Annotated in this window: 13 protein-coding genes and 1 pseudogene; 12 read left to right on the top strand and 2 right to left on the bottom strand. The window is 37.0% G+C overall.

What is annotated here, in order from left to right:
• Positions 1-89: 89 nt before the first annotated feature.
• Both RTP52_RS10145 and RTP52_RS10140 read right to left on the bottom strand, forming a co-directional pair.
• A complete protein-coding gene (locus RTP52_RS10145; RefSeq protein WP_312104335.1) occupies positions 90-458 on the bottom strand; it encodes a hypothetical protein in 369 nt (122 codons plus the stop codon).
• Between the two features lie 260 nt (positions 459-718).
• Positions 719-1,063, bottom strand: a complete 345-nt coding sequence (locus RTP52_RS10140; RefSeq protein ID WP_012198541.1) for a helix-turn-helix domain-containing protein — start codon at positions 1,061-1,063, stop codon at positions 719-721.
• A 197-nt stretch (positions 1,064-1,260) separates the two neighbouring features.
• On the opposite strand from RTP52_RS10140, the gene RTP52_RS10135 reads away from it, so the two are divergent.
• From RTP52_RS10135 to RTP52_RS10080, 12 genes and pseudogenes are all read left to right on the top strand, one after another.
• Positions 1,261-2,733 (top strand): ATP-binding protein, encoded by a 1,473-nt coding sequence (locus RTP52_RS10135; RefSeq protein ID WP_312370998.1) that lies wholly within the window; start codon positions 1,261-1,263, stop codon positions 2,731-2,733.
• Positions 2,734-2,764: 31 nt separating this feature from the next.
• A complete protein-coding gene (locus tag RTP52_RS10130) occupies positions 2,765-3,850 on the top strand; it encodes a response regulator (protein WP_312370996.1) in 1,086 nt (361 codons plus the stop codon).
• 216 nt (positions 3,851-4,066) lie between these two features.
• A complete protein-coding gene (locus RTP52_RS10125; protein ID WP_312370994.1) occupies positions 4,067-5,536 on the top strand; it encodes a putative glycoside hydrolase in 1,470 nt (489 codons plus the stop codon).
• 117 nt (positions 5,537-5,653) lie between these two features.
• Entirely contained in the window at positions 5,654-6,208 is a 555-nt protein-coding gene (locus RTP52_RS10120) for an RNA polymerase sigma factor (RefSeq protein ID WP_312104344.1), read from the top strand.
• 14 nt (positions 6,209-6,222) lie between these two features.
• Positions 6,223-6,639, top strand: a complete 417-nt coding sequence (locus tag RTP52_RS10115; RefSeq protein ID WP_312370992.1) for a hypothetical protein — start codon at positions 6,223-6,225, stop codon at positions 6,637-6,639.
• A gap of 85 nt (positions 6,640-6,724) precedes the next feature.
• A complete protein-coding gene (fabD, locus tag RTP52_RS10110; protein WP_312370990.1) occupies positions 6,725-7,642 on the top strand; it encodes an ACP S-malonyltransferase in 918 nt (305 codons plus the stop codon).
• A gap of 239 nt (positions 7,643-7,881) precedes the next feature.
• Entirely contained in the window at positions 7,882-8,622 is a 741-nt protein-coding gene (gene fabG, locus RTP52_RS10105; RefSeq protein WP_312104353.1) for a 3-oxoacyl-[acyl-carrier-protein] reductase, read from the top strand.
• Between the two features lie 51 nt (positions 8,623-8,673).
• Complete coding sequence (gene fabF / locus RTP52_RS10100; RefSeq protein ID WP_312371007.1) at positions 8,674-9,909, top strand: beta-ketoacyl-ACP synthase II; 1,236 nt, start codon at positions 8,674-8,676, stop codon at positions 9,907-9,909.
• A 35-nt stretch (positions 9,910-9,944) separates the two neighbouring features.
• Positions 9,945-10,376 (top strand): acetyl-CoA carboxylase biotin carboxyl carrier protein, encoded by a 432-nt coding sequence (locus tag RTP52_RS10095; RefSeq protein ID WP_312370988.1) that lies wholly within the window; start codon positions 9,945-9,947, stop codon positions 10,374-10,376.
• A gap of 139 nt (positions 10,377-10,515) precedes the next feature.
• Positions 10,516-10,941 carry a 3-hydroxyacyl-ACP dehydratase FabZ gene (gene fabZ / locus RTP52_RS10090; protein ID WP_312104358.1) on the top strand — a complete coding sequence of 142 codons (426 nt, stop codon included), beginning with the start codon at positions 10,516-10,518 and terminating at the stop codon, positions 10,939-10,941.
• Between the two features lie 84 nt (positions 10,942-11,025).
• Positions 11,026-12,372, top strand: a complete 1,347-nt coding sequence (locus tag RTP52_RS10085) for an acetyl-CoA carboxylase biotin carboxylase subunit (RefSeq protein WP_312104360.1) — start codon at positions 11,026-11,028, stop codon at positions 12,370-12,372.
• A gap of 80 nt (positions 12,373-12,452) precedes the next feature.
• Positions 12,453-12,871, top strand: a pseudogene (locus RTP52_RS10080) (acetyl-CoA carboxylase carboxyl transferase subunit beta); the annotation flags it as partial.

Below are 12,871 nucleotides of genomic sequence, written 5' to 3'. Positions count from 1 at the left end.
TAGATATTTGACCTGTCTACTTGACAGGGGGTATATCACATGTCGAGGGGCTTTTACTCTTATATGTAGTTCAGTCGTATAAATCTGATTTAAGCGTTTGGAGTGTTTTCTGTCTTTTGCTTAAGGGCTCCAAAGATAAAAACTGCTGCGAAAATTAAGCTTACTATAGCCCATACTTTCAAATCACCGTATAAAGTACTGCTAGTTGTAAGACCTATGATACCGCCTAGTGCATAAAAACCACCTGCAGTCATTGCTCCTCCTTTACCTTTGTTTCTGGTAGCTACCCCTACAATTCCAGCTATTAGAAAACAGAATGCAATTAACATTCCAGCTGATCCGCTAGACTCTCCATTATTCACTAATGCATTACCAACGCCAGCTGCACAGGATTGAAATGAGACAAATGCAAATAAAACCATTGAAATAATACCAATTACTAATCTTGCTGTCTTCATATACCAATTCTCCTTATATTATAATATTATACTAGAATATATTACCATTATATACAAATATTATCAATAGAAAAAGTGCCAAGTTTCCCCAAATGCTTTTTTATATTATTATAAAAATCTTTTTTATTTTAACTTGGTAGACAAAGTCTATTTAACGTCCACTATGCAAAAGAAGGCTCAATCGAGTTAACCTCGATTGAGCTTTCAATTTTTTCTATGGGACATTGGAACACTTGGCCTTTTACTACCGCCTATGTAACTTATTCGTTAGAGGATTCTTGTTTGTATAGTAGGTAGTTCGCAAAATTCTTTAATTCTGCTGCGTTATTAGAATCTAATTGCTGATATAGATTAAAGAAATCCACGATATCTTTATCCAAAACTTCACCGCCGACGGGAAGATAGGCATCTGAAATACCAAGCAGATAATCACACGATACATCAAAGTATCTGGAGAGTGCAATTAATTTTTCAAATGATGGTTCATTTCTTCTTGATTCATAATTTGATACGGCAGTTGGCTTTAAACCAAGAATTTCAGCAAGCTCGCTCTGTGTCAATTTATGCTTTTGACGCAATTGCTTTAAACGTATATTAAAATTCATATTTGACCTCCAAGTCCTTTTCTTAGCGCTTGCATTTAATCTTTCGTGTAGCGCAAACGTATTCTTCAATTATTATAACAAAATATGGCAAAATGTCAACATATTTTCCAAAGATTGATATACTAACTGCTATCGCATTGACAAACTTTTTTGAGTGAATTATCATATTGGTAAGAAAATGGTAAAGGGGGTGCATCATGTGCAATATTCCTTATGATTTAGTTTTGAATCATTGTGCAGAAGGGGTTTTTGTTTTTAATCAAATAGGGCAAATTTTTTATGCAAATGATGCTGCCATGCAAGAAACTGGATATATGGACGAATTAGTTAATACCAATATCATGGACATATTTCCAAAAGCATTAAAAGTACATAATGATAATGTGATTATTAATCGTTTTGAAGTAGAAGATGTAAAAGAAACGATGGAATATTCAGTAATTGAAACATTTGCATATAGAAAGAATCAGACCTGTTATCCTGTAAGGATTAAATTATTATGGGGAGAGAAGGAACAAGATAATGTTACCATTTGTATCACCCGGAATATGTCAGAGCTGAATGCTGTTATGAAAAGAGAAAAGAATGTTAAAGAAGAACTAAAGGAAGCGACTGGAGTAAAAAATGAATTTCTGGCTAACATCACGCATGAGCTAAGGACACCGGTAAACGGAATGAAAGGGTTAGCAGATGTTTTGCTAAGTACGGAATTAACACAAAGTCAGAGAGAAAGTGTAAATATTATCAGACGTTGCTGTGATAATATGACAAATATCATTAATGGAATCTTAGACTTTTCAAAAATCACTGCGGGGAAGATGCAACTTGAAAATAAGGTAATTGATATTTCGAATTTTCTTAAGAATACGTTATCTTATCATATACCGAAATTAAATGAGAAAGGGTTAAAGCTTCAAGTAAATATAGGGGAAAACGTTCCTACAAAAATATTAGGGGATGAGCTACGTTTAGAGCAAATTCTTAGTAATCTGATATCAAATGCAATAAAATTTACTTCTGTTGGACAAATAGTGATTGAAGTAATCAATACAGATCAAAAAGAAGATGAAGTAGAACTATTTTTTATGGTTATTGATAGTGGGATCGGAATATCGAAAGAAGATCAGGATAAGCTCTTTCAAAGCTTTTCTCAAGTGGATGGCTCCATTACTAGAAGATATGGCGGAACAGGGCTTGGACTTGCAATTAGTAAAAGTTTAGTAGAGTTAATGGGAGGCAGGATTCATGTAAGTAGTGAAATAGGAAGGGGAAGTACGTTTTCTTTTACCGTTCGATTTAAAGTGGTAAAAGAGGATTACGAAATAGAGACAGAACCTAAACTTGAGGGGAATAACGGGTTCACTATGGAAAACACTACTTGGAATGTGATTTCCGGAGATAGACAGAATGTGAAAACTCCGAGATTGCCGGAACGATATGTACTTGATAAGGAGGCTATTGCAGAGTATTTAGAAAAACTAATTATCTGTGTAGAGTTAGAAACTTGGGAAAAGGCTGAAAATTTTGCAAGTATTATTAAAAAAATGATACCGGAATCTGAGCAGGAAGGTAGAAAGAATGCTTTTCGTCTAGAGCTTGCGGTAAGAAAAGAAGACTATGAGAGAACTCAAAAACAGATAATAAAATTGCAGGTTTATTTACAGTCGTAACTAAGTAATTGCGAATGATAGAATATATGGGGTGGATGATTTGGAATTAGGAGAGCAGACAATACAGGAAGCAAATATTCTTATAGTGGATGATGTGATCGCAAATTTAATTGTGTTGACAGAGATGATACGAAAATCTGGTTATGTAGCACGTCCAGTTACTAGTGTAAAACAAGCAACACAGGCAATTGAGGCAACACTACCGCAACTTATTTTATTAGACATCTCTATGCCTGATATGGATGGATTTGAGTGGTGTGAGAGATTAAAAAAAGATGCAAAAACGAGAGATATTCCGATTATCTTTATTTCAGCGATGAATTCTACTGAAGATAAAATACGAGGATTTAACCTTGGTGCGGTTGATTTTATTAGTAAACCTTTTGAACACGAAGAAGTATCTCTTAGAATTAGTACTCATCTTAAAATACATCGGATGCAGCAAGAACTTGAGATGTATAATCAAAAGCTTCAAAAACTTGTCAAAGAACAGATGGAAAAGATAGAAACGGAAGAGAAAAATCTGATCTACGCGATGGCAAGAATGTGTGAAGCAAGAGATAAGGAAAGGGAAAATCATATTGAGAATATAGGAAAGAACAGTAGACTTCTTGCAATGAGTTTACATTTTTCAGGTTTATACGAAGCTGAGATCTCACAAGATTATATTGATACGATTGAGCTTGCTTCCGCATTACATGATATCGGTAAAATATTCATACCTGATAATATTTTGCAAAAAAAGGGGAAACTTACTATAGATGAAGAAAAGATACTGGAATCACATACAGAACTAGGAGCTAAAAATTTAAGCGAAGCTTATGCACAAAGTGAATATAATGACTTCTTAAAGATGGCAATTGACATAGCGAAGTATCATCATGAGAAGTATGATGGGACAGGATATCCGATGGGATTAAGAGGGAAAGAAATACCTTTATCTGCCCGAATTGTGACCGTAGTAAACATGTATGATAATTTGTTAAGGGATTATGCAGATAAAGGTGAGGGAGCACATATAGAGGCACTACAGCGCATGAAGCTTGAGGCAAATCATAGCTTAGATCCTGATATTATAGAAATATTTTTAAAGATACAACGCCAGCTAAAAAGATAAGTGTAGAACGATAGATTCCAGACGAAAGCCCTTAAAAACTACTAAGAAAATGCATACAATCCGAGGGCTTACTATAAGATTGAAGTGTGAAAAGAGATTCTATGGCATCAAAATACGCTGCCTAAGAATTTCTAAGTTTCGCACGAAAGTTTGTGCCTGAAAATCCTCAGCACAAACTTCGAATGTGCAAAAAGATGCGTAGGAATGAGGAGTAGGATGAAAAAGAAAGATCGTTATCTTGATTTTGATGCAAGACGTAAGAAACTAAAATTTACTGCGCGTAGAAAGAGCTTCCAGAAGCGAGAGATGTTAGCATTACTCATCTTAGTAATTGCTTTAGGACTTGGTACATGCGTTTTCTTTTATACAAAAGCGAAGATAGATAGGAAGGGAAAAAGTGAACTTTCTGAAAATCAATTAATCAAACATCAGCATGAGGAATTATCGGGACGGACGGCATCTGGACCATATGGGATGTGGATTGCAAGGCCAACAGGGGAAAAACTGTTAGAGCCTGAAGAAGATAAGGAAGTTTGGATGGCAAATTTTAAAGATGGTAGAAATGCAGTAAAAGCAAAGGGGATATACATTACAGCATCCAAGGCAAATAAAAATATCGATGATTTGTTAAAGTTAGTTGATGACACGGAACTTAATGCAATGGTAATTGACATTAAAGATGATGATGGGAGAATCACTTACCAGATGAACTATCAGCCAGCCATTGATATTAATGCAACAAGAGGTTATATCAATGACATTAATGGATTGATAAGGAAACTTAAAGAACAAGATGTATATCTCATTGCCCGTGTTGTAGCATTTAAGGATCCTGTACTTGCTGATAAAAGGCCAGAGCTTGCACTTAAGCTAAAGGATGGTTCTACCTTTCGTGATAAGGATAAGTTAGCTTGGGTAAATCCTTATAAAAAAGAAGTATGGGATTACTTAGTTGGAATAGCTTCGCAATGTGCTGCACTTGGTTTTGATGAGGTTAATTTTGATTACATTCGTTTTTCAACGGATAGTGGTATGGCAAATGTTGATTTTGGAGTAGAAGCTAGCACAAAAACTAAAATTGAAACTATCACAGAGTTTGTAAAATATGCTTGTGAAAAGTTACGACCATTAGGTATCTTTGTATCAGCGGATGTTTACGGAGCGATTATCAGTAGCTCAGTAGATGCAAAAATTGTTGGACAAAGTTATTTAGAGATGTCAAAATATTTAGATTATATATGTCCTATGATTTACCCTTCCCATTATGGGGAAGGATATTATGGAATTAAATATCCAGATACAGAGCCTTATAATCTTATACTGGCAGCGTTAGATGCTTCCAGAAAGGTTTTAAATCAAATACCAGAAGGAGAACACCGGGCGAAGGTACGGCCTTGGCTTCAAGATTTTACAGCTCCTTGGATTAAGCATTATATTCGATATGGTTCCAAGGAAGTCAGAGATCAGATTGAAGCTGTCTATGATTCAGATTACTCGGAGTGGCTTTTATGGAACGGTAATATGAATTATACCAAGGAGGCGTTATATACGGAGGAAGAAGCGACGATTCACTATGCAAATCGACCAACACCAACCCCTCTTCCATTACCAACATCAGCTCCACTTCCAACGAGAGCTCCAAACTCTGGTAAGTATTATGATTCACCATGGAAATCAGGAAATTAAAAAATTGTTGCAAGGTATTTTTATTTCAAGTGTATTTATAGATAGGCATGCGTTATTATAGTGTTACGACATTGTCGTATCCCACTATTATATCGTTACTCGAAGGAGGCAGTTAACTTGACCGATGAAGAAATTCTTTCTCTGATTAATAAGAAAAATCAACTGGGACTCTCCTTGTTAGCAGAGAAGTATGAGAAACTGCTAGTATATATCGCAGCTGGTATCCTTGGAAACCATGTAAGAGATATCGAGGAATGTGTTAACGATACGTATTTTAAATTCTGGAAGAATGCGGAGAAATATGATTATACGAAAGCCTCATTATCTACCTACCTTAAGGTAATAGTCAGAAACACCGCAATCAATCGTTTGCGTGACGTTAAGAGGCACGAAGATCGGACACATACCGAAGATGTAGCAGAACTTGCATCGGTGCTTCCCGATGTAAGTGTGAACATTGAAAATCAAATGATGCGAAGAGAAAATGTAAAGAAGCTAAATAAAATGATTGCAAGTCTCCCGGAGAAAGATCGGGAATTAATGATAAGAAAATATTATTATATGCAATCCTCCAAGGTAATAGCACATGCCATGAGCATGTCTGTTACAGCAGTGGATAGTAGATTATCACGTTTACGTACAAAAATGAAAAATGAATTTCAGTTAATATAAAGAAGGGAGCAGACATGACGGAAAATTACTTAATTGATCTAATGGGTGATTTAGATACCAAATTCTTAGAAAACAAGTATCCTGAGAGGGACATTCAAATGCAAAAGACCATTGCAAAAAGAAAGCGAACATTAACACCGTTTAAGAAGGGAAATGTATTTGTAATATCAGATACATTATATCGAACCATAAATGAGCAAAGAGAACTATATGACAATATAGTTGCGTATGAACCTGTATCAGAGCGTGCTGCTCATGCAAAAGCACAAGTAAAAGAGAAGGTAGATGCCGTTCAAGCAAAGATGAAAGCATTGGTTGCAGTAGTGTCAGGGATAGTAGCCATGTTAGTCGTTATTATAAGTTTAGTGCGTATGGTTGCTAAGAAAAAGTGGTTAAGCAAATTGTTTGGAAAGAGAGTACAAACAGCATAAGAACGAGGGGAGAAACTCCCCTCATTTATCATTGAATGAGAGAATTTTAGTTAAAAAGTATAGTTACTTGGAGGTTAGGTTGTAAATGAAACAAGTGGCATTTCTATTCCCAGGCCAGGGGGCGCAATATACTGGAATGGGAAAAGACTTTTATGATACCTATAAGGAATCTAGAGAGGTATTTGAATTAGCAAGTGATATTTTATCACTCGATATGACAAAACTGATTTTTGAAGAGGATGAAAGACTTCATATAACAGAATATACGCAAGCAGCTATGGTTACTACTATGACAGCAATGCTAATGGCTATGAAGGAGAAGAATATTACTCCAGCTGTTTGTGCCGGACTTAGTTTAGGAGAGTATGTAGCCCTATATCAGAGTAAGGTTCTAAGCTTAAAAGATGTGATTTATCTTGTAAGAAAAAGAGGAATCTATATGCAAGAAGCAGTACCAGTATCTGTAGGTACGATGGCAGCAGTGTTAGGGCTTAACAATGAATTGGTAGAAGAAATCTGTGCCAATACGGAAGGAATTGTAACCGTTGCAAATTATAATTGTCCAGGGCAAATCGTAATCTCAGGTGAAAATACCGCGGTTGAAGCAGCAAAGATTAGCCTTGAAAAAGCAGGAGCAAAAAGGGTATTACCGCTTAATGTAAGTGGTCCATTCCATTCACCTATGCTTCTTCCTGCTGGAGAAAAGCTTCGAAAGGAATTAGAAAAGATTGCTATAAATGATCCAGCAATTCCTTACGTTGCGAATACAACTGCAGAATATATCACGAGTAAAGAGCTTATCATAGATAGTTTGTCAGCTCAGGTTTCTTCATCCGTACGTTGGCAGCAGAGTGTGGAAAAAATGATTGCAAATGGTATCACAATTTTTGTTGAGATTGGACCAGGAAAAACATTATCCTCATTTGTAAAAAAGATTGATCGTACTATGCAAGTAATTAACATAGAAAAGATAGAAGACTTAGATAAGCTAGATGTTTTATAAATAATGATTCGTATTGTATTCGTACCAATCAGATTTTGTTACTACTCATAACAAAATCTGATATTGGTCATTTTTATACATTGTAAACTGCCTGCAGTAGGCTGATATATGTGCCTGCCCAGTAGACACTTGAAAACATGGTTGTATTAGGCGGATATGTGCCGAAGACGACGCAGACACATATATCCGTGTGAAAGAACTTTGTTCTTTCACACTACACACTTAAATGGAGGAATAATATGTTAGAGAATAAAGTTGCAGTGGTGACTGGAGGAAGCCGAGGAATTGGACGCCAGGTCGCATTGACACTTGCTAGCTATGGAGCAACGGTTATAGTTAATTATTGTGGTTCCAAGGAACGTGCCGAAGAAGTAGTACAAAAGATTATAAGCGAAGGCGGAAGAGCAGTCGCTTATCAGGCAGATGTTTCGGATGCAAAAGCTACAGAAGTCATGTTTGCTGATATATTAGCAGAATTTAAACAAGTGGATATCTTAGTAAATAACGCTGGTATTACAAGGGATAACCTTATTATGAAGATGTCGGAAGAAGAATTTGATGCAGTTATTGATACGAACTTAAAAGGTTGTTTTCACTGTATTAAGCAAGTGACTCGTCCGATGCTTAAGCAAAGAAGCGGAAGGATTATCAATATCTCATCTGTCGTTGGTGTGATTGGAAATATAGGACAGATAAATTATTGTGCATCCAAAGCTGGTGTGATAGGAATGACAAAGTCAGCTGCCAGGGAATTAGGTTCTCGTGGGATTACCGTGAATGCAGTAGCACCAGGGTTTATACAAACGGAGATGACCGATGTTTTACCAGAGAATGCGAAAGAGATGGTACTTACACAAATACCTCTTAAGAAGTTTGGTGATGTCGCTCATATAGCAGAGACAGTAGCATTTTTAGCATCGGATAAAGCAGCTTATATTACGGGGCAAGTAATACAAGTTGATGGTGGAATGGGAATGTAATTTGTGCCTGTACCTTAAGTTTGCAGGCTATGGAAAGGCATGGTTATTAATATGAAAAGAGTAGTAGTTACAGGAATGGGAGTGATTACTCCAATCGGAAATAATGTGGAAGATTTTTGGAGTAATATTAAAGAAGGAACAACAGGTTTTGGACCGATTACTTATTTCGATACAACTGATTATCGTGCAAAGTTAGCAGCAGAGGTAAAAAATTTTAATGCAGCGGACTATATGGATGGGAAGTCAGCAAGACGTATGGAAAAGTTCTGTCAATATGCAGTCGCTGCAACAAAGGAAGCAATTGAATCTAGCGGTCTTGATTTAGAGAAAGAAGATAGAACAAGAATTGGTGTGTCTGTTGGTTCCGGTATTGGTGACCTAGTGATTATCGAAAAGGAATACGAGAAAGTTTTAAATAACGGCCCTAAGAGAACCAATCCATTATTTGTGCCACTAATGATAAGTAATATGGCAGCAGGAAATGTATCTATTAATTTCGGACTAAAGGGAAAATGTATTAACGTAGTAACTGCATGTGCGACAGGAACTCATTCCATTGGAGAAGCATACCGTGCGATTCAATGTGGCGATGCAGATGTTATGGTTTGTGGTGGTACGGAAGCAGCGATTTCAAAGCTTGGTATCGCAGGATTTGGAGCACTAACAGCATTAAGTTCATCGGAAGATCCAAAGAGAGCCTCCATTCCTTTTGATAAAGAACGTAGCGGCTTTATTATGGGAGAGGGAGCTGGTGTAGTTGTAATTGAGTCCTTAGAGCATGCTAAAGCAAGAGGAGCTAATATCTTAGCAGAGGTAGCTGGATATGGAGCAACAGCAGATGCTTTTCATATTACCTCACCTTCTGAAGATGGAGAAGGCGCAATGAGAGCCATGCTCCTTGCGGTGAAAGAAGCTGGCTTAAAACCAGAAGACGTTGATTACATTAATGCGCACGGAACAAGTACACATCACAATGATTTATTCGAGACAAAATCAATTAAAGCGGCTTTTGGAGAGCATGCTTATCACCTTAATGTAAATTCTACGAAATCAATGACAGGCCATTTGTTAGGTGCTGCTGGTGCTGTTGAATTTATTGTATGCGTGAAATCTGTACAGGAAGATTTTATTCATGCGACAGTTGGTTATAGCGTACCAGATGAAGAGCTTGATTTGGATTATACGAAGGAAGCAAGAACGGACAAAAAGGTAAATGTGGCAATTAGCAATTCTCTAGGATTTGGTGGACACAATGGAACTCTTCTAGTAAAAAAATATGTAGAATAAGAAATCGGCGATCAATCGCCAGAATTGAGGATCTTATGGAAATTAAAGATATTATTGCATTAATTGAGGCAGTTTCCTCTTCGAAGCTAACTTCTTTTACTTATGAAGAGGGAGAGACAAAGCTTTCTTTTGAATTAAATCACGAACTACTGATAACGGATGCTACTAAGGTAGAGGCAGCTAATGCAATCAGCGAACAAGATTGCATTTTAAAAGATACAGTACCATGTAACATCATTACTTCTCCGATGGTTGGCACCTTTTACTGTGCGAAGGGAGAAGGGGAAGAACCATTCATTCATGTTGGAGATAAAGTGATGAAAGGTCAAGTTGTTGGTATCGTTGAGGCTATGAAGCTAATGAATGAAATTGAGTCTCCATATGATGGTTTTGTGGAAGAAATCTTAGTGAAAAATCAGGAGATGGTTGGATTTGATCAGAAACTAGTTCGTATCCGCCCACTATAGAAAAATTAACAAGAAAATGTTTATGAAAAGTTCGCAGAGCGTGCTTTTACTAGTTGCAATGGATGTTAAGTAATTTGTACTGGCGTACAAAGTTGCTAACGATAAGAATTGACGCTAATGCGCCAGAATAGAGGTTATTATGGTATTAAATAGTAAAGAAATTATGGATATAATTCCACACCGCAGCCCATTTTTATTGGTAGATAGAATCTTAGAATTAGTTCCAGGGATTCGTGCTATCGGAAGAAAGTGTGTAACTTTTAATGAGCCATTTTTTACTGGACATTATCCAGGAAATCCGGTGATGCCAGGAGTCTTAATTATAGAAGCATTAGCCCAGGTGGGTTCCGTGGTTATGCTATCCTTAGAAGAAAATAAAGGTAAAGTTCCGTTCTTTGGAGGAATTGATAAGGCGAGATTTCGTAACATGGTGACACCTGGTGACGTGTTAACATTAGAGGTTTCTTTACTAAAGCAAAAAGGACCAATCGGTGTAGCTACCGCAAAAGCATACGATGAGGAAAAGGTTTTTGCTGAGGCAGAATTAACGTTTGTAATACGTTAAGAAAAGTGAATTAATAAGCGATTCACTTGGCAAATATGGTGCTATTGCCCAAATTTTCGGGGTATCAATGGAATGGGGGTTCTTATGTTTAAGAAGATTTTAGTAGCCAATCGTGGTGAAATAGCAGTACGAATTATCCGTGCCTGTAGAGAGATGGGAATTCAAACTGTTGCGATATATTCTACAGCAGATGAGCAAGCACTACATGCCCAATTAGCAGATGAAGCTGTATGCATCGGTCCAGCATATGCGAAAGATAGTTACTTAAAGATGGAACGAATCTTAAGTGCAACGCTAGCATCTGGGGCGGAGGCAATTCATCCAGGCTTCGGATTTTTATCAGAAAATAGTAAGTTCGCACAACTTTGTGAAAAATGTAATATTGCATTTATCGGACCAAATAAAGATGTAATTGATCGTATGGGAGATAAGGCATGTGCAAGAAACACCATGATGGAGGCCAATGTTCCAGTAGTACCAGGAACCAAAGAACCACTTCACGAGATAAAGAGGGCGAAAGCTCTTGCAAAAGAAATCGGTTATCCGATTATGATCAAAGCAAGCGCAGGTGGTGGCGGTCGTGGCATGCGTATTGTACACTCAGAAGAGGAATTTGATAATCTGTTTGAAACTGCTAGACAAGAGGCGAAAAATGGTTTTGGAGACGATACGATGTATCTGGAGAGATACATTTCTGGAGCGAGACATATTGAATTTCAGATACTTGCTGATCAGTTCGGCAATGTAGTACATCTTGGTGAACGTGATTGTTCTATCCAAAGAAGACATCAAAAAATGATAGAAGAAGCACCGTCTGTTGCTCTTAGTGAAACTCTACGTAAAGAAATGGGAGAGATAGCAGTTAGAGCAGCAAAAGCAGCGAATTATACGAACGCAGGAACAATTGAGTTTTTGTTAGATGATAAAAATCGTTATTATTTTATTGAGATGAATACAAGAATTCAGGTTGAGCATGGAATTACAGAGCTTGTTACCGGAATTGATTTGATAAAGGAACAAATTAAAATTGCAGCAGGAGAGCCGTTAAGCTTTACACAAGAGGATATTAGGATTGAGGGGCATGCAATCGAATGCAGAATAAATGCAGAGTGTCCTGAACGAGGGTTCTTACCGTCTCCTGGTACTGTGACAGAATTTCATATGCCAGGAGGCTTTGGTGTTCGCATCGATACGATGTTATATGAGGGATATACCATTCCGAGATACTATGATTCTTTGATAGCAAAAGTGATGGTGCATGATAAAACCAGAGAGGAAGCTATCGCTAAGATGCGGGGTGTCCTGGGCGAATTAATTATTGATGGTATTGAAACCAATACAGATTTTCTTTATCAGTTAATACAGAATAAACAATTTCAAACAGGAAATATAACAACCGATTTTGTAGAATATTTTCTTAATAGAGAATAATACTGCAATGGGGTTAGTTTATGGCGCACAAAGTTGCGACCGTTATGTGAAGGCGCTAAAACGCCAGAATAGAGGTTACAATGGGAATGTTTAAGAAAACTGGAAACGCATCGGAGAAAGAAACCAGAAGAAATGAGAAAGTTAAAAATATGATGAATGAACCACAGGTTCCAGATGGATTATTTCAAAAATGTGAGAAATGTGGTGAAATTATCTATACAGAGGATATTATAGCAAATTACTATATCTGTCCAAACTGCAATAATTACTTTCGAATCGCTCCCAAAACAAGGCTTAATATGGTTCTGGATAAAGGAAGCTTTATAGAGTTTGATGTGGATTTACCAATTAGTAATCCACTTGATTTCCCAGGTTATGAAGCTAAACTTTCTCACATGAAGTCTGTCAATAATCTTGATGAAGCAGTAATTACAGGTGAAGGTAAAATCTGTGGTGCAAGTGTTTCAATCGGAGCGATGGCTTCAACTTTCTTAATGGG

Source organism: Lachnoclostridium sp., assembly GCF_031997925.1.
In the GTDB taxonomy this organism is placed as follows: Bacteria; Bacillota; Clostridia; order Lachnospirales; family Lachnospiraceae; genus Lachnoclostridium.
Note: the sequence above shows the minus strand (reverse complement) of the source record. Positions and strands in the feature narration are given on the sequence as shown.